General features: G+C 44.9%; 18 protein-coding genes. 14 read left to right on the forward strand and 4 right to left on the reverse strand.

All coding sequences use genetic code 11. From position 1 onward, the window contains the following. The first annotated feature begins 112 nt into the window (after window positions 1-112). Entirely contained in the window at window positions 113-610 is a 498-nt protein-coding gene (locus QQL36_RS15250; RefSeq protein ID WP_083720425.1) for a hypothetical protein, read from the forward strand. A gap of 1 nt (window position 611) precedes the next feature. Here QQL36_RS15250 and QQL36_RS15255 read toward each other — a convergent pair whose 3' ends face one another. Then, window positions 612-1,889, reverse strand: a complete 1,278-nt coding sequence (locus tag QQL36_RS15255; protein ID WP_083720424.1) for an MgtC/SapB family protein — start codon at window positions 1,887-1,889, stop codon at window positions 612-614. Window positions 1,890-1,916: 27 nt separating this feature from the next. Continuing rightward, window positions 1,917-2,696 (reverse strand): FecR domain-containing protein, encoded by a 780-nt coding sequence (locus tag QQL36_RS15260; protein WP_321570174.1) that lies wholly within the window; start codon window positions 2,694-2,696, stop codon window positions 1,917-1,919. A gap of 201 nt (window positions 2,697-2,897) precedes the next feature. Between QQL36_RS15260 and QQL36_RS15265 the strand changes: the two genes are divergently transcribed. From QQL36_RS15265 to QQL36_RS15280, 4 genes are all read left to right on the forward strand, one after another. Next, a complete protein-coding gene (locus QQL36_RS15265; protein ID WP_083720422.1) occupies window positions 2,898-4,076 on the forward strand; it encodes a proline dehydrogenase family protein in 1,179 nt (392 codons plus the stop codon). Window positions 4,077-4,087: 11 nt separating this feature from the next. Next, window positions 4,088-4,342, forward strand: coding sequence for a hypothetical protein (locus tag QQL36_RS15270; RefSeq protein ID WP_321570175.1), 255 nt, complete (start codon window positions 4,088-4,090; stop codon window positions 4,340-4,342). Between the two features lie 284 nt (window positions 4,343-4,626). Continuing rightward, on the forward strand, window positions 4,627-5,421 hold the full coding sequence (locus QQL36_RS15275; protein ID WP_083720420.1) for a thymidylate synthase: 795 nt from the start codon (window positions 4,627-4,629) through the stop codon (window positions 5,419-5,421). A 29-nt stretch (window positions 5,422-5,450) separates the two neighbouring features. After that, entirely contained in the window at window positions 5,451-5,942 is a 492-nt protein-coding gene (locus QQL36_RS15280) for a dihydrofolate reductase (protein WP_083720419.1), read from the forward strand. A gap of 95 nt (window positions 5,943-6,037) precedes the next feature. On the opposite strand, the gene dnaG is transcribed toward QQL36_RS15280, so the two are convergent. Next, a complete protein-coding gene (dnaG, locus tag QQL36_RS15285) occupies window positions 6,038-8,017 on the reverse strand; it encodes a DNA primase (RefSeq protein ID WP_083720418.1) in 1,980 nt (659 codons plus the stop codon). A gap of 267 nt (window positions 8,018-8,284) precedes the next feature. Here dnaG and QQL36_RS15290 point away from each other — a divergent pair, with 267 nt between their 5' ends. The 8 genes from QQL36_RS15290 (at window position 8,285) to QQL36_RS15325 (ending at window position 18,591) form a co-directional block, all read left to right on the forward strand. Next, on the forward strand, window positions 8,285-8,878 hold the full coding sequence (locus QQL36_RS15290) for an RNA polymerase sigma factor (RefSeq protein ID WP_083720417.1): 594 nt from the start codon (window positions 8,285-8,287) through the stop codon (window positions 8,876-8,878). A 34-nt stretch (window positions 8,879-8,912) separates the two neighbouring features. Further along, window positions 8,913-9,875, forward strand: coding sequence for a FecR family protein (locus tag QQL36_RS15295; protein ID WP_083720416.1), 963 nt, complete (start codon window positions 8,913-8,915; stop codon window positions 9,873-9,875). A 161-nt stretch (window positions 9,876-10,036) separates the two neighbouring features. Then, a complete protein-coding gene (locus QQL36_RS15300; RefSeq protein WP_083720415.1) occupies window positions 10,037-13,450 on the forward strand; it encodes a SusC/RagA family TonB-linked outer membrane protein in 3,414 nt (1,137 codons plus the stop codon). Window positions 13,451-13,462: 12 nt separating this feature from the next. Beyond that, a complete protein-coding gene (locus QQL36_RS15305; protein ID WP_083720414.1) occupies window positions 13,463-15,037 on the forward strand; it encodes a RagB/SusD family nutrient uptake outer membrane protein in 1,575 nt (524 codons plus the stop codon). Between the two features lie 221 nt (window positions 15,038-15,258). Then, complete coding sequence (locus QQL36_RS15310) at window positions 15,259-15,795, forward strand: hypothetical protein (protein ID WP_083720413.1); 537 nt, start codon at window positions 15,259-15,261, stop codon at window positions 15,793-15,795. Next, complete coding sequence (locus tag QQL36_RS15315) at window positions 15,795-16,538, forward strand: hypothetical protein (protein WP_321570176.1); 744 nt, start codon at window positions 15,795-15,797, stop codon at window positions 16,536-16,538. Before QQL36_RS15310 ends, QQL36_RS15315 begins: the two co-directional genes overlap by 1 nt. 7 nt (window positions 16,539-16,545) lie before the next feature. Then, complete coding sequence (locus QQL36_RS15320) at window positions 16,546-17,187, forward strand: DUF3575 domain-containing protein (protein WP_083720411.1); 642 nt, start codon at window positions 16,546-16,548, stop codon at window positions 17,185-17,187. Window positions 17,188-17,418: 231 nt separating this feature from the next. Next, window positions 17,419-18,591: an acetyl-CoA C-acyltransferase gene (locus QQL36_RS15325; protein WP_083720410.1), complete on the forward strand. Its 1,173-nt coding sequence runs from the start codon at window positions 17,419-17,421 to the stop codon at window positions 18,589-18,591. 32 nt (window positions 18,592-18,623) lie between these two features. On the opposite strand, the gene QQL36_RS15330 is transcribed toward QQL36_RS15325, so the two are convergent. Next, window positions 18,624-19,262, reverse strand: a complete 639-nt coding sequence (locus QQL36_RS15330; protein WP_083720409.1) for a hypothetical protein — start codon at window positions 19,260-19,262, stop codon at window positions 18,624-18,626. Between the two features lie 184 nt (window positions 19,263-19,446). Here QQL36_RS15330 and QQL36_RS15335 point away from each other — a divergent pair, with 184 nt between their 5' ends. Continuing rightward, window positions 19,447-20,430, forward strand: a complete 984-nt coding sequence (locus QQL36_RS15335; protein ID WP_083720800.1) for a pyruvate dehydrogenase complex E1 component subunit beta — start codon at window positions 19,447-19,449, stop codon at window positions 20,428-20,430. The last annotated feature ends 99 nt before the right edge of the window (window positions 20,431-20,529 follow it).

Consider the following 20,529-nt stretch of genomic DNA (forward strand, 5'->3'; position numbering starts at 1 on the left):
ATTTTATAATATCTTAGTAGTCAGTTTTTAAATACTTCTTTCGTCCGCCATTTAGTAGTTCGTCCCCAAAAACATTGTCAGCAACATTAAGTTTGTAGTACAACCTTCCTCAATGGATAAATTAATTATGTTCGGCGCACTGGCAAGTATATTAATGATCCTTGCCTTTTATATTGATAAGCTGATATCCTTTTTTGAGAACGTAGACGAAAATGAGTTGTTGGATGTGGGTTATGGTACCTGTTCCAGAGGAGGATTTCCAGTTTCTTCGGCTAGTCGGGAGGCTCCTGTACTACTGACCGGTATCCACAGTGTGGTGGATAACCAGTACGTATACATCTATCCTAATCCACAGGATCGCTTCCTGGCGGGGTACTTTGTACAGGTAGTAGGGACCCGGATCCTGTACAAAATAGGTAATTACGGAGAAGAGGCGATCATCATCGGCATACCTGAAAAACTACAGGGGAAAGGATTTACCCTGCAATATGCGGCTTATGATACCCAGGACCGTGTGAGCAATAAAATCACGGTGGTAGTCGATTTCGCACCTTCGCTGGTAAATGATCTCGCTGATATCTTCCAGCAGGATTGGATGCAGGAAAACTAACCTATAATTTCAAAAGCATTTCTGAGAGCTGGAAAATCCTGTCCAGTATCACTAATATAATACCTACACCCAGCACAACCATCAACTCAATCGTAAGCTTTCTCACTACTCCTTTATCCTGAATATTTTTCCAGACAAGTGGCAGATTCACCACTGCACTTGCCAGTGAGGATAGGATCGCTACGTTCCCTGCCAGCGCCGGACTGATTCTGTTGTGCATGGCCATGGTAGCTGCTGCTGCCGTCGTACTGGCGCTACTTACCAATCCCCCAAATACACCGGTAGCCAGTAAACCATAAGAGCCAAATACCCTTGTCAGCAAGGTGCCACCTACCTGGATCAGGATGAACAATAAGCCGAACCATAATACCTTAGGCAATGAAATAGGGGAGGCGAGTTTTAGCGTACCGGTATCCTCCGTAATTTTGGTTTCATGGATTTTATCTCTCCATATAAAAAGAGCGGCCACAATGGACATGGCCAGTAATGGAATCAGGGTAGACGATAAAGAAGCCGGTGAAAATAAGGTGGCAATCACCAGGTTACGGGCAAACATGGCAATGGTGGTCAGCATGCAGAGTGTCGTCATTTTCGACGTAAGACCTGATGTTTGCACCCGCGAGCTCATTTCAGCCACGGTGGCGCTACTGTTCACCAATCCTCCGAATACAGCACCCAGGTACAATCCACCAGTACTGAAGATCCGCAGAAATACATAGTTCACAAAGCCAATACCCGCAATGGCAATGATGCTGATCCAGGCATCACTGGGATTAAAAAGTTCCCAGCGATCAATATATTTATCAGGCAGGATAGGATAAATGACAAAGCCGATCAATCCCAGCAAAATGGCGCTTCTGATTTCTGATGGCAGCAATCCTCCGGCAAATTTATTCAGTTCTGATTTCCAGGCCAGCAGCATCGTCATTACAATCGCACCGGCCACAGGTGTGAATATATGGCCTAATCCCACGAGGATCCCTAATACACAATTGACGATAAGGGCGGCAGAAGTCGTGATTTCTACCTGTCTTTCCGCCAGCAGACTCCGTGCATTAATAGCAATGACCAGCAGAAATACGCCAATCATGGAGATAATGATAAACTGCTCGCTGATCACGGCACTTAGCATACCCAGTAAGGCTACTATAGAGAATGTACGGATACCCGCCTCTTTTTGAGACCATTTTCTTTCCATGCCCACCAGCATGCCTATGCCAGTGGAAACTGCCATTTTCAAAGCGATGGGCGCCGCATCTAAGTGCATGAATTCATCCATGGGTTAAAAACAGTTTTTAATGAATAATTACTTTATCTTCAATTTCACCCTGTCTCCTTTGAACTGATAGGAAAAAGACATTGATTTTTGCATTGACTGTAATACCTGTTCCAGTGATTGATTAGGAAAACTTCCATCTAAAACAGGCAGTCCCGACACATCACCATCTACATAAATTTCCGTACCATACCATTCTTCCAGTGTATGCATTGCATTCATAAACGGTACTTTGGAAAAGGCCAACTCACCTTTTAACCAATGATCCAGTTCTGCAGGCTGGTAAGTCTCTTTTTCCATCAGGTCTATTTCTTTATTCGCCAGCACCATATTGCCTATACCTAAAGTTTCTGCCTGGTTATCAGTAGTTGAATGGTAGGATTTAGCTACCTGTATTGTACCGCTACCCAGGTAGGCGGTTGCACCCTGTTGTGCCTCAAAGCAGCGAATTCTGAAACTGACAGGAGCGGTATTGGTGATAGTGAGAATATTGGTAACCAGCTTAATAGCATGTTTAGTGCTGATCCAGGCTTCTCCATCCAGCAATAAAACATGTGTTTGTGCATAGTTGTCAGGTACCAGCAGGGTCGAATTCCCATTCAGCAATATCTCAGTGCTATCTGGCAATGTAAGGCTGGTACGGGTACCCATGATCCCCTCATGAGCGGTATAATTGACCTGCGCCTCCCTGAACGATGCCAGGGCAGGCTTCTTTCCCTGTTTGAAATACCACATACCGATGGCGGCCCCACATAAGATAAGAACGATAATGATATACAGCCACTTGCTGGACTTTGAATTTAAAGGCACTGGGAATATTGATTTTGATGAAGGTATAAAAATAAAGAAAAAATTATAGGCCGTATCCCCATTGGGATCAAATAAAAAATGATCCTTTATTATCAATTTATTTAATTAAAACTTCACTTGTTTTGATATTATCTAAACCTGACCAAAAGCAGGGGACCCCTACCGTTGTGGATGTTGGGCGGCACCTTAACTTTGCGCCCCATGGAAAAGCAGCAACCTTTGTCATTCGAGAATACCGCCATCGCCTTTGAATCCAGAACGGATAGAGCATTGAAAAAAGCTGACTTTCTGTTTAGTAACATAGGCAAACCCTGGCTGGTAAAGCTGGGAGCAGCCCTTACGCCCTTAGCCTTTAAGATGCATTTACCCGTAAAGGGAATCATCAAAACCACCATCTTCGATCAGTTCTGCGGAGGTGAAAACCTGGAAGAAGCTGCCCGTACTGCTGAATCCCTGGATAAATACCACGTAGGCGTGGCACTTGACTATGGCGTAGAAGCCATGGAAGGGGAAGAGAACTATGACCATGCGGTACCGGAATTTATCCGGGCTATCGAATATGCCGGCGACAAATCCAGCATTCCATTCATCGCCATCAAGGTAACCGGCTTTGCCCGTATCTCTTTGCTGGAAAAAATGCATGCCGGCGAAACGCTCTCCAACGAGGAAAAAGCCGAGTTTGACAGGGTGACAAAACGAATCCAGACTATTGCTGCGACTGCTGCTAAATACAACAAAGGACTACTCATTGATGCGGAAGAAAGCTGGATACAGCAACCGGTAGATGACATGGCCGATATGCTGATGGCACAGTTCAACAAAGAAAAAGTAATCATTTACAATACTTTCCAGCTGTATCGTCACGATCGCCTGGAGTTTTTAAAAGCCTCCTTCCACAAGGCACAACAACAGGGGTACCTGTTTGGTGCAAAACTGGTAAGAGGCGCCTATATGGAAAAAGAGCGCAAACGTGCGCAGGATATGGGATATCCTTCCCCCATACAACCGAACAAAGCAGCTACCGATATGGATTACAACGCCGCGGTAGACTTCTGCATGCAACACCTGGATAAACTCGCCGTTTTCATTGGCACACACAATGAAGATAGCAGTATGCTGGGAGCCCGGCTGCTGGAACAACAAGATCTACCTCACCAACACCCACATGTCAGCTTTTCCCAATTGTACGGAATGAGCGACAACATTACCTTCAACCTGGCACATGCCGGTTATCGGGTGTCTAAGTACCTGCCTTATGGTCCTGTAAAGGATGTGATGCCCTATCTCATTCGCCGTGCACAGGAAAATACTTCCATCTCCGGACAAATGGGCCGCGAGTTGGGGTTATTGCGCAAGGAAATGAAGAGAAGGGGATTGTAACATTTTCATAAATGGGTCGTTTCTGTAGAAATCCCATTTATGAAACCTATAATGACGACCATGTTGTTGTTACTGACTGTAACAGCACTAGCCCTCTCATGCAGGAAAAACAACCGGGAGACACCCTGGCGATGATGAAATACTATACAAGAGAGAAAACTGATACCGCCATTGTAGATATAGCTGTATTTGATAGCGTTGTCGTGGTAAACGGGTTATGCACAGAACAATGTAGCTGGAAGTATAACAGAACATATAATAAATAGATCCCCAATAAACGCCCAAATTATGTAATCACCCCTATTTTGCCTTCGGTATATCTTCGGTACACCTATAGTGCTATAAGTACACTATAAGGGCACCTCATTATCCCTGGGATATTGAGGTGCCCTTTTGATGCCCTTATGATACTCTTTTGATAACGAAGCTATGCTATAGCTGTACTGAAGCTATGGTATTGCTTAACCGTCTGGCCGTAAGGCATTTTGTATCGAAAAACGATTGGAGCCACCTCCACGGGAAGCGATTCTTTTTTTCTTATTTTTGCCGAATGGAACAATACCTCAACTTACTCCAACATATCCTGGACCACGGTTCCGTAAAAACCGACCGTACTGGTACAGGAACCGTCAGCTGCTTTGGAGCTCAGTTACGTTTTAATCTCCAGGAAGGCTTTCCGTTGGTTACCACCAAAAAGCTGCACCTGAAATCCATTATCTACGAACTGCTCTGGTTCTTAAAGGGCGATACCAATATTAAATACCTGAAAGACAATGGCGTAAGGATCTGGGATGAATGGGCCAATGAAAACGGCGACCTCGGACCTGTTTATGGTAAACAATGGCGTAGCTGGGAAACAAAAGATGGTAAAGTCATCGACCAGATCAGCGACGCGATCAACACGATCAAAAAGAACCCTGACTCCCGTCGTATTATTGTAACAGCATGGAATCCGGCCGATCTGCCAGAGATGGCACTCAGCCCTTGCCACTGCCTGTTCCAGTTTTATGTAGCAGATGGCCGCCTCAGCTGCCAGCTCTACCAGCGTAGTGCAGATGTGTTCCTGGGTGTTCCTTTCAACATCGCTTCCTATGCGCTCCTCACCATGATGATCGCACAGGTATGTGACCTGGAACCAGGTGATTTTGTACATACTTTTGGCGACGTACACCTGTACAGCAATCATATAGAACAGGCAAAGCTGCAGCTGAGCCGTACTCCTTATCCACTGCCACAAATGAAGATCAATCCTGACAAAAAGGATATCTTCTCCTTTGAGTTTGAAGATTTCGAGCTGGAAAACTACCAGTTCCATCCTCATATCAAAGCGCCGGTAGCAGTATAAGTCATTATTCCTCCCATTAAATTATCTACATGCTCTCTATTATCGTTGCTGCTTCAGAAAATAATGTAATCGGTATTCATAATCATTTGCCATGGCACCTGCCTGTGGATATGAAATATTTCAAAGACACGACAATGGGAAAACCAATTGTCATGGGGCGTAAATCATTTGAAGAATTAGGAAGGGTATTGCCAGGCAGACCGAATATCATGATCACCCGTCAGCAGGATTATAACAGCCCTGGTTTGATTGTGGTGCCTTCACTGGAAGCGGGTATTGAAAAGGCGAAGACCTTTGGTACAGAAGAGATTTTCATAACAGGAGGAGGGGAGATCTTCAAAATGGCTTTGCCAATTGTAGATAGATTGTACCTGACAAGGGTGCATGCGGAGGTAGATGGGGATACTTATTTCCCTGCATTTGATCCGACAGGGTGGAAACTGGTGAAGAATGAAAGGCATGAGAAGGATGAGAGACATGCACATGCGCTGACCTTCCAGGTGTGGGAACGCGAAAAATAGAACTAACTTTTGGCTGGCCGCAGGCCAATTCCAAAAAGAGCGCTTGTACCGAAGGTATAAGCGCTCTTTTGATTATCAGAATGTCACTTTTTAAATTACCTAAATATCACCGTCCCCAATCCATTCGTCAACTCATTCTCTAACTGCTTCAGGTGTTGATGCATTTTCATACAATTGATCTGCGCCTCAAAATCCGTAGCCCGCTCCAGCTCCTGCTGGTTCTCCATGATCATCTTCCGTATCTTTCGTAGCATAAGATAATTCGTAGTAGATATCGTATCCTTGAGGTAAGCATTATCTCCATACACAGTTTCAATCTCAAATTCTTCTTTCCATTTCGGACTCAGCTCTGCCTCTTTATCTTCCATGATCTGTACTACCATAGCCGTTACATCGTGATCGGCATGATACAGGAACCATTTCTTATCCGGCAGGTTATCCTCATCATACATCTGTTTATACTCTCTCAGAATGCGTTTTACAATCTCATTATCTGCCAGTGATTCAAAATCATAAGGCAAGTGGAAAATATAGTCTGCAACACTATTCTTATCTTCTTCACTAAATGGTTTATCTCCAAAACGGAGCAGTATTTTCACCAGTTCTCTTTCCTGTCTTTCATCAGGGTTAAAGAAGTTGTCCGACACCACACCACCATTCTCCATGGCTTCCATGGCAGCAATAGCTTCCGGCGAGAGATCATCGTCGGATGGAGGGGTATTTTTCTCCTGGTCTCTGGCAAACTGCTGTTCCTTTTTCTGGAATTTTTCTCTGATGAATTTATTCACCAGGTTGATCAGACCTTGTTCATCAATCTTCAGTACCTGGCTACACTGGCGGATATAATCCTGTTGTTTTGTAAAGTCTTCGGTCTTATCGATCTTGGCGATGGTCTCCGCAATTTCATTTACCAGCTGGGATTTCTTGGTCGTATCAGTACCTGCATCCTGCATGGAAATTTGCAGTTTAAACAGGATGAAGTCCTGCTTATTGTCTGCAATAAATTGCCGGAAGGCGTCTGCGCCTATTTTCTGTACATAACTATCCGGATCTTCCTTATCAGGTATCAATACCAGTTTCACATTCAACCCTTCCTCAATCGCCATATCCAAACCACGCAATGCCGCTTTTACACCGGCATTGTCACCATCGAAAAGGATAGTGAGGTTGTTAGTATATTTCTTAATAAGGCGCAGCTGGTGTTGTGTGAGGGAGGTACCACTGGAAGCCACCACGTTTTCAATCCCTGCCTGATGCAGGGAAATGACGTCGGTATAACCTTCCACCAGCAAACATTCATTCAGTTTGTCGATAGAATGTCGGGCAAAGTAAGTACCATACAACACCCGGTTTTTGACATAGATCTCATTCTCCGGGGAGTTGACGTATTTAGGGGCACGGTCGTTCTTTACGAGGATACGCGCACCAAAACCTAATACTTTACCACTCTGGTTATGGATGGGGAAGATCACCCTGCCACGGTAGTTATCGCCGGGTTGTTCATTCCTGACGGTGACCAGACCTGTTTTTTGCAGGTATTCCAGGTTATAACCTTTGGCGATGGCGGCCTTGGTAAAAGCATCCCATACATTGAGGCTGTATCCAAGCTGGAATTTGCGGATGGTTTCCTGCGTGAAACCTCTTTCCTCAAAGTAGCTGAGACCTACATTCTGACCTTCGTCGGTATTAAAAAGTGTATTAGAAAAGTATTCTCTGGCGAAGTTGTTAATAATAAACAGACTGTCAGCCAGTTGCTGCTGTTGCTTGACTTCTGCGCTGACTTCCGTCTCTTCTACGGTAACGTCGTAGCGTTGAGCCAGCCATCGGAGGGCTTCCACATAAGAGTATTTTTCATGCTCCATGAGGAATTTGATGGCATTTCCGCTGACGCCGCAACCAAAGCATTTGTAGATTTCCTTGCTGGGTGTGACGGTAAAAGACGGGCTTTTTTCATTGTGAAAAGGACAGAGGCCAAGGTAGTTGGCACCTCTCTTTTTCAACTTCACGAAATTGCCGACGATCTCTACAATGTCAATGCGGGCGAGAATCTGTTGTATGGTTGCTTGCGATATCACACCGCAAATTAGGCATTTTTGGCCGGGTGCGATACTATATTGTATATTTGACTCATATACCGTTAATAATCTCTATATATAAATGAGAAGAATTTTATTATTGTTTGTCATGCTTTGCATTAAAATTAAAGGAAATTCTCCACCCAAAAATGGATTAATGCCTTTATAATCAACCCCAAACCCCTCTATCTGATAAAAAAATACCTGTAATGGGTAATTTTACATTTAATAAAGTTCCATAACCAGCCTAATTTTATCTATCTCGGAATGGAATCAAAAATCAACAACGATCAAATTCTGGCCACGCGTCTGAAGAACGGCGACCACTCCGCATTTGAGGACTTGTATGCTACTTATCACCAGTTACTGTACAGTGTAGCATTCAAATACCTGAAAAGCGCAGCTGCTGCTGAAGATGCTGTGCACGAAACGTTCGTCAGACTGTGGACTCACAGAGACGCACTCGATCCGTTGCAGGGGGTACGCAACTACCTGTTCAAAACCCTCAAATTCTATATCCTGAACCTCATCAGGAACAACAAGCGTATGCTTGTCAAAAACTATGAGATCACCTACAACGCAGGCGAAATTCACCAGGAAACCGAATCTGCCGTCATATTCAACGATTATAAAAAAGCGGTAGATACTGCCATTAACAGCCTGTCTGCCCAAAAGAAGCATATCTTTAAAATGAGATCCGAACAGGGACTCACCAACGAAGAAGTCGCCCAGCGCTTAGGACTGAGTATCAATACAGTAAAGTTCCAGTATTCACAGGCCAGCAAGGCACTGAAGTCAGTTTTAAAACTTCTTTTTCTCCTCTCTGTAATCGTTTACAAACTTTTTTTTTCCTGGACATAATACTTTCTTAAACTTCAGGTGTAGTACTATATATATGAAGCCGCTTATCGACCAGCATCTTTTACAAAAGTTCAGACAGGATCAATGTACACCAGAAGAATATAAAATTGTTCTGGATTGGTTCTCTACGGATGAAGGTAAAAAGTACCTGGAAGAATCGATCATGCAGGACCTGGAAGAAGGAAAAGGAAGTGATGTCACCGCATCGCCGGCACTGTACGAAACGGTGATGAATACCATCGCCTACAAGCCACGCCGCCGCATCTACACTATGCTAAAAGTAGCTGCTGTCACCGCAGGGTTGATAGTGATGACCTATGCTGGAGTATCCTTTTATCAACATCAACAGCTTAAAGTAATTCATACAGCTTATGGAGAACTACGTACCGTCGTATTACCAGATCAATCAGTGATCACCCTGAATGCCAATAGTACATTACGCTATTATGATAATTGGGATCAATCGAAAAACAGGGAAGTCTGGATAGAAGGAGAAGCCTGGTTCTCCGTTCAGAAATCTCCCGTTCCACGGCCTTTTCTGGTCAATACTGCCAGCCGGATGCAGGTAGAAGTATTAGGTACCACCTTTAATCTCATCGACAGACATGGTCGTATGCAGGTAGTGCTTAGTTCAGGCAAAGTCCGCCTGCATAGCAGTAAAGAACCAGAAAAAGCAATCGTTATGCAGCCAGGTGACCTGGTAGAATTCAAACAGCAACAGAAGATTGTACAAAGGAAGCAAACAGATACACTGACCTATACTTCCTGGACTAAGCGCAATCTTCATTTTGAAAATGCCACCTTCGCCCAGCTGGCACAGCAACTGGAAGATACCTATGGCGTGACTGTAGAGATAAGGGACTCCTCTCTTTTACACCAGCAGTTCACCGGCACTGTACCCGGTCAGCAAATGGATATGTTGCTGGAAGGTTTATCGGAACTATTTCATGTAAAGATCAAAAAGGAAAACAACAGAGTAATAATAGAAAAAAAGTAAGAAAAGCAACCAATGCGTAAGAGATGTATGCTGGTGTACAACAGCATGCAACAGTAACAGCGCTTTTATTTCATTCATGCTTAAAGGTGGTAGCTCATTCGCTTAATAGCGGAGCAGGACTTCCTATGACTTTTAAGTACAGTAACACAAACCACACTCACATGAACAAGTTCGTTAGTGCCTTTATGGCGGCTATGGGCATGGTATGTTTAAATAACATGCCTGCCAGTGCCCAGGACCTGGCTATGCTGGGGAAATCCGGCACTGCTCCTTTCGAAAGAACGCAGACTAAATCGCTGAAAACAGTTCTTGACAAGCTGGAGCTCAAGTACAATGTACACTTCATGTACAAAAGCAAGCTGGCCAAATTGCAGTTGTCGAACGTAGAAGAAAGCACAGCTTCCCTCGAAGATGAGCTGAAAACTATTACCGTTCCTAACAAACTGCGTTATAAAAAACTCGGAGAAGGTTTCTATATCATCTTTGCACAGGATGATGAACCTGCTACGCCAACTACTTCCAATGGCGATTTAAACACAGTCGCTTCTTCATCCATTACTCCCGAAACCATCACTGCTACCTCGCTGAGAGCCATACCCGTTACAGGTGTGGTGACCGATGATAAAGGTCAACCCATTCCAGGTGTAACGGTACTGGTAAAAGGTACCACCATTGGTACTACTACAGATGCTACCGGTGCATGGAAACTGAATGTTCCTGATGCGACCGCTGTATTGGAATTCTCCTTTATCGGTTATGTAAAACAGGAAGTACCTGTAAATGGTACCACGACCTTCAATGTAAAACTGATGTCGGATGTAACAAGCATGTCCGAAGTCGTTGTAGTAGGTTATGGTACACAGAAAAAAGTAAACCTCACAGGTGCGGTAACCGCCATCGATGGAAAGGAAATCAGCGCCAAACCTGTGGGCCAGGTGTCTACAGCACTGCAAGGGGTTGCTCCGGGCGTAACCGTTACCACTGCTTCCGGTCAGCCTGGTGTTGACCAGGGTACGATCAGGATCCGTGGTGTCGGTACACTGAACAACACTGATCCGCTGGTGCTGGTAGATGGTATCCAGATGAGTATGAATGATGTCGACGCCAATGATATCGCTACCTATTCTGTACTGAAAGATGCTGCTGCCGCTGCTATCTATGGTGTGAGAGCTGCAAATGGTGTGATCCTCATCACCACTAAAAGAGGTACCACCGGCAAAGCGAAAGTGAGCTATTCCAATTATTTTGGCTGGCAGAATCCTGCCCGTCTTGCAAAATATGTAGGTGCAAAGGATTTTATGAAACTGGTGAATCAGACCGCCATCAACACGGGTGGCGCTGCGGTTTATTCTGATTCGCAGATCTCTGCCTACGACGACCCTAACCGTGATACCGATCTTTATCCCGACAACTACTGGCTTAAGAAAATCCTGACCGGTAGCGGGTTTCAACAGGAGCATAGCCTGGGTATAGCAGGGGGTTCTGAAAATGTGAAATACCATTTCTCTGCTAACTATTTCGATCAGAAAGGCCTGATCACCAACATGGACTTCAACAGAATTACCGTTCGCCTGAACACAGATATCAATGTGACGAAAAGACTAACATTCAGTGCAGATATCTCTGCACGTATGAATGACAGAAATGAACCACAGGGCGTATCTGGTTCCGCATGGTACCAGTTTGGCCAGGGTGCAGTGATCAACCCACTTACGGCGAACAAGTATAAAGATGGTACCTGGGCTATTGTAAGAGGTGGCCAGAACCCCATCCGCTTACAGCAGGAAGGTGGATTGTACAACTACAAGAGTAACCTCTTCTCCGGCAACTTCAAAGGCGTTTACGACCTTGCTAAAGGATTAAAACTGACAGGTACCGCAGCCGTGAACTACCAGTCTGATTACAACTCCCTCCGCGACAAAACGCTGAACTATTATACAGATCATCCTACTAATTCCACTATTCTGCAATTAGGTCAGAACGACCTGACCAAGGAAGCACAGGGCTACTGGTTCAAAAACTTCCAGGCATTGGCAGAATACACCAAACAAATCGGTAAACATTATTTCAAACTGTTAGGCGGTGCTTCACAACTGAATGAAACCACCGATTACCTGAACGGTTTCAGAAAGAATCTCGCAACTGGTACCTCCCAGCTCAATGGTGGTGAACAATCCGGCCAAAGCACAGAAGGTTATGCCATGGAATATAACCTGGTATCCTTCTTTGGCAGATTGAACTATAACTACGATGAGAAATACCTGTTCGAAGCAAACATTCGTCGTGATGGTTCTTCCCGCTTCCCGGACGGTCAGAAGTGGGGTACATTCCCTTCCTTCTCACTGGGTTGGAGAGTGTCACAGGAATCATTTATGCAGGATATAAGCTGGCTGAATGACCTGAAATTACGTGGTTCATGGGGTAAGTTAGGTAATGATAAGGTGGTTGTAAGTGATGATCCTACTTCTTACAACTATCCTTACCAGACTACTTATAGCTATGGTAGCTATCCTTTCGGTGGTGTGCTGAACCCAACTGCGGGTATCAGTATCTATCCAAACAGTGGTCTGACCTGGGAAACCAGCACCATGACAGATATCGGTCTGGATGCGACGATCCTGAAAAAACTGGATGTTACTTTCGACTGGTATAACAAAACGACTGATAACATTCTCATGACACTGCCTATCCCATCTTCTGTAGGTCTGAGCCCTTCTGCTATGAATGCAGCCAAAGTACAGAACATTGGTTGGGAACTGGGTATGAACTACCATAACTCAATCGGTGAAAAAGGATTTAAATACAACGTTGGTTTCAACATCTCTGATGTACACAACAAGATCCTGGATGTAAAAGGTTCTGACCAGATCAGTGCAAACACCAACTACATTTACACAGGCACTGTAACCGGTCAGCCAATCAATGCGCTGTATGGTTATAAATCAGAAGGTATCTTCCAGACAGCAGAACAGGTAGCTGGTCATGCCAAACAAACCGTTGGTACAACAGGCCCTGGTGACCTGATCTACAAAGACATCAATGGTGATGGTACCATCACTCAGTCGCTGGATAGAAAAGGTGGTGATATGGTGTATCTCGGTAACACCATGCCTCGCTTTACATACGGTTTCAACCTGGGTGCATCTTACAAGCACTTCGATTTCTCTGCATTCTTCCAGGGTGTAGGTAAAGTAGATATCATGACCATGCCCATAGAAAAAGCGCCTATCAGCAATGATGGTAACTTTAGAGAAGAACACCTGGATAGCTGGACTTCTACCAATACAGGTGCTGCTTTCCCAAGACTGCTCACGACTACACAGAACTACCAGGCTTCTTCCTACTGGGTAAAGAGTGGTGCGTATCTGCGTCTGAAAACAGTACAGCTGGGTTATTCTCTGCCATCCAATATTTTGGGTAAATCAGGATTTGACAGATGCCGTGTGTATGTAAGTGGTGCTAACCTGCTTACCTTCTCTTCACTGCCTAATGATATAGATCCGGAGTCTCCAAACGATAGCAGGTATTACCCACAGGTAAAGACCTTCACTTTCGGATTAAATGTGTCATTCTAAATTTAGTAAGCCATGAAGAAATTATCGATATTAATCATGCTGGGTGGAATCGCATTTGCCGGTTGTAATAAACAACTGGACGATCAGCCACAATCCAGTACCAGCCAGGCAACTTACTGGGCTACTGCTACAGATGCCACCAATGCTGTGAACAATTGTTATACCCGTCTCGGTGATGTGGATAACCGTATCTTCATTTCCTGTGCTACAGATGATAGCTACAGCTGGAGCGACTGGCCAAGTGATGTGAGGCTGGTAGGTAACGGAAGTGCTTCTATCAGTACAGGTACCTTCGCAAATTTTTGGAGTAATCTATATCATATGATTGCCACCTGCAATGATGTGATGGATAATATAGACAGGGTGACTATGGATGCTGACCTGAAAGCACGTCTGAAAGGTGAAACCCGTTTTATCCGTGCATATGCTTATCAGCAGCTGATAGGATTGTATGGTGATGTGGTGTTCAGAGATCATACGCCTACTACAGCTGAATTTTCTATTGCACGTACACCACGCGCTACTGTTGCCAAGTGGATTGTAGACGAAGTGGATGCCATTGCACCAGATCTGCCTATATCCTACGGTACTGCTGATCAGGGTAGAATTACCCGTGGTGCAGCGTTAGCACTGAAAGCACGTACACTGCTGTATGAAGGTGATTATACCAATGCGGCTACTGCTGCAAAGGCAGTGATGGACCTGGGGTATTACCAGATCGATGCGAACTACAACAGTCTGTTTAATGGTTCAAACAAGAACAGTTTGGAACTCATTTTAACTGCTGGTTATGTAAAGACAACACATCCAAGTGCAATGGCTACCTGGGTAGGTGGTCCTTCAATGGGTGGATGGTCACAGGTAGTTCCATTGCAGTCACTGGTAGATGCGTATGAATGTACAGACGGTTTGCCGATCGATCAGTCACCGCTGTATGATGCAGCGAACCCTTTCAAAAATCGTGACCCACGTTTGAGAAAAGTAGTGGTAACACCGGGTGATACCCTGAATGGTGTGGTGATTGATGTAACAAATAAGAATGGCCTGGATGCATTAGGTAAAAACAATGCTTCATTCACTGGTTATTATTATAAGAAATATGTACCTACCGATATTGATGGTAACTGGGATAGTAACTCTTACAATGACATGGTGCTGATACGCTATGCAGAAGTATTGCTCACCTATGCAGAGTCAAAGATCGAACTGAACCAGATCGACCAGTCTGTATATGATGCGATCAATCTGGTAAGACAGCGTCCGGGTGTAGGTATGCCTGCGGTAACGGCAACGACCGCTCCTACACAGGCAGCACTGAGAGAAGTGGTACGTCGTGAAAGACATGTGGAGTTCCCAATGGAAGACAACCGCATTTTCGACATCCGTCGCTGGAAAATAGCTGAGACAGTGATGCCGGGAGTCGCGCATGGTATCCTGAATAATTATGATGCTACCCGTTCTGATTATGGTAGCAATGTGGTGATTGAAACAAGGAAATTTACCAATCCCCGCGATTATCTCTGGCCGGTACCACAGTCCGAAATTTCTGTGAATACGGCAGCATTGCCGAACAACACAGGATGGTGATTTAGTCAAATCTCCCGCCAAACTAAAGAGTGCTTCTGCCGAAAGGCAGGAGCATTTTTTTTGAATGAAAGGATGACGGCAAAGCCTCTTTTCCACTGGCGCCAGCCGGAATAATTGCGATCTTCCTTGCTGCCGCAAGCCAATTCAGTTAAAGACATGTTAATATCTTAAATAAATAGTAACATCTACCCCCAATGATCCGCTTTATTTAAAAAATCTTTATGCCTACCCGACTGTTATTCTGTACGCTGTTCGGGGTACTGTTGCTCTTAAATGCCTGTGGCTCTGACAATGAGTGGGACACCAGTAAAACCCCCTACGAGCCCGTTTATAATGCAGACCCTAACGCAAAGCTTGTTCGCTTTCTATCACCTCAGTCCACTATCAATGGTGGAAACCTCTATACTTCCGGCGACTATGTACTGGAAGAAGAAAAAGACGCAGGCTTACATGTTATTTCCTACCAGGACCCTGTCCATCCTAAAAAACTGGCTTTCATCAGCATCCCCGGCTTCCGCGCAGCCGCTATCAAAGGTGATTACCTGTACGTCAGTAACTACGATGACCTTGTCACCATTCGCCTGAATAGCTTTAATAATCTGCAGGAAACAAACCGCATTTCCAAAGCCTGGCACCTGAACGATTACCCACCCTTTACAGGCGTATTATTTATTTGCGCCGATTCTACCAAAGGCACGATCGTGTCCTGGAAACTGAGTGAAGATCTTACAGGAACCTCCGCAAAATGTCGTCGATAATGAAGAAAATTTACATACTCTATATATTCATACTGATAGTACCCGTTTTGATGGCCGTAGATCCTGCACCCGCCAACCTGAGTTACATCGCATCCTCCAAATCGGTAGCCCAGGCAGGTATTGTCGTTAATGGCAATCACCTGTACATTGCAGACAATGATGCTGTCGTGAATTATGACCTTTCTCAGCCTGCCACACCTGTGGAAACCGGTCGTGAGAATCTGAGCATGACGGCAGACACCATGTACCTGTACAATAATAACCTCGTCGTATGCCGTGATAATTATTATGGTACAGTGGTGTATGATGTCTCTTCCGGAGGGTTCAATTCATCCGGCTTTTACTGGCAATGGAGCACCTGCAATAAGGTGACCTTATATGGCGATAAAGCATTCGTTGTAGATAAACCAGGCTACTCCTGTAACGGCGATAATCCGGATGACCATGTAAGGATGTACACCCTTACTGGCAACAATACCACTAGTATCCCCACGGCATTGGCCGCTCAGAATGTAAATGCATTTGCTGTGACTGAAAATACGGTATATGCCTCCATGGAGAGCCAGGGTTTGGGCGTAATAGATCTGGCCACCAACCTGGTGAAAACCACCTTTCCTGATAAGGTGTATTATTCCCTGCAGATCGGCGGTACAAAGCTGTATGGCAGGAGTAAGACCTCACTGGATTGTTATGACATCTCCAATCCTCAAAGCCCGAAATTGATTTCACAGCTTTCAAACTGATGTATCTATGAAACAAATTTACTTTCTCATATTGCTGCTATGCTGTATGACAACAGTGAAAGCACAACAAAAATTAACGGGGTTACGCGTATTCGTCAATGTAGTCTCCTTTACAGAACCCGATGGTGGACCTGCCCTGGGTTTTGAATACCGTATCAAAAATAATATCAGTGCAGCGCTGGAAGGGCAGTGGATTTTATACAACATGAATAAATACGACAGAGAAAATTATGGCTTTCGCATCACGCCGGATGTAAAGTTTTTTTTCCCTGGCAGGCATCAACATTATAAGTGGTTCTTTGCTGCACAGGCATTATATAAGCAGGTAAATAATTACGAGAATTATATCGTACCCCATATTGAAGATGGTAGCCAGGTGTATGAAGAACTGGTAAAATACGAACAGCAGAAACAGGTGTTTGCACTGGGAGGTCGCTTTGGATTTCAGTCTAACTTTGGTGGCAAGAATGAAAAGTTTTTCTTCGAAGCATCTGTTGGCGTAGGCCTGAAATGGAAGTGGAAACACTACACACAGGGACCGCCGCCGGAAACAGCTTATAAAGAAGGCAATGATTGGTTTCATGTCGATGACGGCGGTGGGGCATTACCAGACATTCCATTTAAAGTAAGATTCGGATATCGTTTTTAATATGAAAAGAACATTACTCATTTGCACATCCCTTTTGCTTGCACTGCGGGTAATGGCCCAACAGGAACAACCGGAACCACAGTGCAACAGATCTTGGTTTCTTTGATAAATTTGATTTTCTGGAACCTAAGCAATATGCATACATCCCAATCTGCCTGAAGTTTGGATACCGTTTCTGATTCCGTTATATTTGATTGATAGTCACCAAATCAATCTTAAAGAATTCACGGAATGAAAGACGTATTTATAGTCGCCGCTGTGCGTACCCCCATAGGCTCGTTTAATGGCGCCTTGTCGACCCTGCCAGCTACCCGGATGGGAGCAATTGTAATCAAAGCCGCTTTGGAAAAAGCCGGTGTGGCAGCAAGTGCTGTCAATGAATTATTTATGGGCAATGTACTCAGTGCCAACCTGGGACAGGCACCTGCCAATCAGGCAAGTATTTATGCCGGTTTACCAAATACAGTACCTTGTACTACGGTAAATAAGGTATGTGCTTCCGGCATGAAATCCATCATGCTGGGCGCCCAGAGTATTATGCTGGGTGATAATGATGTGGTGGTAGCTGGTGGAATGGAGAATATGAGTGCAGTACCTTACTACCTGGATAAGGGGAGGAACGGGTATAAGTTAGGCCATGGCACCTTGTCGGATGGCATCATCCGCGATGGGCTGTGGGATCCTTACAAAGATTTTCACATGGGCAATGCCGCCGAGATCTGTGCTACTGAATACAGGATATCGCGGGAGGAACAGGACGAATATGCCTCGCGTAGTTACAAACTGGCAGCAGCAGCATTTGAGAAAGGATATTTTAAAGACGAGATCGTACCAGTAGAAATCCCCGGAAAAACAGTCGTTACAGTCGCCGAAGATGAAGATTATAAAAAGGTTAACTTCGAAAAGATCCCAACACTAAAACCCACATTCCAGAAAGACGGTACCATTACAGCTGCAAATGCTTCCAATATTAATGATGGAGCTGCCGCCGTCGTATTGGTAAGCGGAGAGAAGCTGCAAGAACTTGGTCTGAAGCCATTGGCAAAGATTATCAGTTTTGCAGATGCCTCGCAGGCACCGGAATGGTTCACCACTACCCCGGTAAAGGCGGTGAATAATGCACTGAAGAAAGCAGGTATGACAATTGACCAGATGGATTTTGCTGAGATTAATGAAGCATTTTCCTGTGTGCCGATTGCGAACCAGCGGGATCTGGGCCTGGATATGAACAAAGTAAATGTATGGGGTGGAGCAGTGGCTTTAGGGCACCCGGTCGGGTGTAGTGGAGCGAGGATCGTGGTAACCCTGAATTCCATTTTGCATCAGAATAATGCGAAGTATGGTGTAGCCGGGATTTGTAATGGGGGAGGAGGAGCGAGTGCTATCATCATCGAAAGAGTATAAAAAAAGAAGGATCTGCCTCATGGCAGATCCTTTTATCTATATAAACTTAAAGTCGTATCCAGTTTCGCCAGCTTCCCTGCATCTTCCACCATATTCAGGTGCAACCACACGCTATCCTGTCCTCTTTTTTCCATCTTTACCGCCAGCACATTCTTCTCAGGCATAATCACATCGCTGGTGATCTTTTCAAATAAAAAGAACTTATCCTGCACAAGGCTAAATGTCGGGTGCCGGTCTATAATGTCTATTGACTTGGTTTGCAGGGCAAAATCTTCATCGATCTGGTACCTTTCCATCCGGGAGTCAGACAATAACCCCAAACCGGCAATTACCGCCAGTGTACGCAGCGGCGGCAGGAGTAACCCGACTGCCATGACAAAGGGAAAACCATAAAATGCCGCCAGGTATACCCGCTTTCCGGATACCTCAGGTTGGGTCAGACCATATAATATAATGGCCGAACCTGCATAAAGAGTGAAAAATATCCGTTCCGTATAGGTACCTTTAAAACCGTACCCGCTAATCAGTAAGATCACGGACAGGACAGCAAAAAATAGCATGGTGAGATGGAAATACCACATCAGTTGGGTGATCACAGGGGCTTTCACCTTCTTAATTTTGCAGGAAATGGCTGCGAGGAAGCAGATAGCCAGGACGGTAATGGTAAACATAGGTAAGGATAATTCGGCACTAATATATATATAATTTATATTATTTAGTTAATTACCTCCTCCCCGACGGTACGTCGGGGAGGAGGTAATTAATCTTTGCTTTTTTCACCATTAAACAATAATTTTGCCCCTGCCTTTGGGAAAAGCCAAAGGCATTTATCTTTCAAACTTTAAGAGTAACAGCATGCGTCAGATAGCTTTCAGACAAGCCTTACGAGAAGCCTTACAGGAAGAAATGCGCCGTGACGAGCGGGTTTTCCTGATGGGAGAGGAAGTAGCCGAATATAACGGAGCCTACAAAGTTAGCCAGGGAATGCTGGATGAATTTGGGGAAAAAAGAGTGATTGATACCCCTATCGCCGAGCTGGGTTTCACAGCAATCGGTGTAGGTGCTGCTCAGAACGGACTTCGTCCTGTTCTGGAATTCATGACCTGGAACTTCGCCGTACTGGCCCTGGACCAGATCCTGAATACTGCTTCTAAAATGCTCGCTATGAGTGGTGGACAGGTAGGTTGCCCGATCGTATTCCGTGGCCCTAACGGTTCCGCTGGTCAGCTGGGTGCTCAGCACTCCACTGCTTTTGAAAGTTACTATGCAAATATCCCAGGTTTAAAGGTGATATCTGTTTCCAACCCATACGATGCTAAAGGTCTGCTGAAAGCGGCTATCCGCGACAACGACCCGGTTGTGTTCATGGAAAGTGAGCAGATGTACGGTGATATGGGTGAAGTGCCTGAAGAAGAATACATCATCCCTATCGGGAAAGCTGATATCAAACGCGCTGGTAGAGACGTTACCATCGTTTCTTTCAATAAAATGATGAAAGTTGCACTGGGTGCAGCTGAAGAACTGGCTAAAGAAGGTATCGAAGCTGAAGTGATCGACCTCCGTACCATCCGTCCGCTGGACTGGTTCACCATCCTGGAGTCTGTTAAAAAGACTAACCGCCTGGTGATCGTTGAAGAACAGTGGCCATTCGCCAGCATTTCTTCTGAGATCTCCTACAGGATCCAGAAAGAAGGCTTTGACTACCTGGATGCGCCTATCCGTCGCATCACAGCAGTGGATGCACCTATGCACTACGCACCAAACCTGGTGAAACTGTACCTGCCGGATATCGAAAGAACAGTGAAACTGGTGAAGGAAGTAATGTACATGAAGAAGTAATTTATTTCAGGGAAATAGAAAAAGCCGTCTCAATTGAGGCGGCTTTTTTATTTTAAACCAAATAAAATAAGTCAGATTAATTTCATCCAGCGAAATCAA

Origin of the sequence: Chitinophaga sp. LS1, from assembly GCF_034274695.1 — a bacterium.
Classification (GTDB): Bacteria; Bacteroidota; Bacteroidia; order Chitinophagales; family Chitinophagaceae; genus Chitinophaga.

Bases quoted from the DNA above. Each gene is read 5' to 3' on its own strand.
- QQL36_RS15255 (WP_083720424.1), bottom strand. From the start codon at position 1,889: ATGGATGAATTCATGCACTTAGATGCGGCGCCCATCGCTTTGAAAATG.
- QQL36_RS15280 (WP_083720419.1), top strand. From the start codon at position 5,451: ATGCTCTCTATTATCGTTGCTGCTTCAGAAAATAATGTAATCGGTATT.
- QQL36_RS15335 (WP_083720800.1), top strand. From the start codon at position 19,447: ATGCGTCAGATAGCTTTCAGACAAGCCTTACGAGAAGCCTTACAGGAA.
- QQL36_RS15330 (WP_083720409.1), bottom strand. From the start codon at position 19,262: ATGTTTACCATTACCGTCCTGGCTATCTGCTTCCTCGCAGCCATTTCC.
- QQL36_RS15320 (WP_083720411.1), top strand. From the start codon at position 16,546: ATGAAACAAATTTACTTTCTCATATTGCTGCTATGCTGTATGACAACA.
- QQL36_RS15300 (WP_083720415.1), top strand. From the start codon at position 10,037: ATGAACAAGTTCGTTAGTGCCTTTATGGCGGCTATGGGCATGGTATGT.
- QQL36_RS15265 (WP_083720422.1), top strand. From the start codon at position 2,898: ATGGAAAAGCAGCAACCTTTGTCATTCGAGAATACCGCCATCGCCTTT.
- QQL36_RS15305 (WP_083720414.1), top strand. From the start codon at position 13,463: ATGAAGAAATTATCGATATTAATCATGCTGGGTGGAATCGCATTTGCC.
- QQL36_RS15290 (WP_083720417.1), top strand. From the start codon at position 8,285: ATGGAATCAAAAATCAACAACGATCAAATTCTGGCCACGCGTCTGAAG.
- QQL36_RS15315 (WP_321570176.1), top strand. From the start codon at position 15,795: ATGAAGAAAATTTACATACTCTATATATTCATACTGATAGTACCCGTT.
- QQL36_RS15270 (WP_321570175.1), top strand. From the start codon at position 4,088: ATGGGTCGTTTCTGTAGAAATCCCATTTATGAAACCTATAATGACGAC.
- QQL36_RS15310 (WP_083720413.1), top strand. From the start codon at position 15,259: ATGCCTACCCGACTGTTATTCTGTACGCTGTTCGGGGTACTGTTGCTC.
- QQL36_RS15275 (WP_083720420.1), top strand. From the start codon at position 4,627: ATGGAACAATACCTCAACTTACTCCAACATATCCTGGACCACGGTTCC.
- QQL36_RS15295 (WP_083720416.1), top strand. From the start codon at position 8,913: ATGAAGCCGCTTATCGACCAGCATCTTTTACAAAAGTTCAGACAGGAT.
- QQL36_RS15325 (WP_083720410.1), top strand. From the start codon at position 17,419: ATGAAAGACGTATTTATAGTCGCCGCTGTGCGTACCCCCATAGGCTCG.
- QQL36_RS15250 (WP_083720425.1), top strand. From the start codon at position 113: ATGGATAAATTAATTATGTTCGGCGCACTGGCAAGTATATTAATGATC.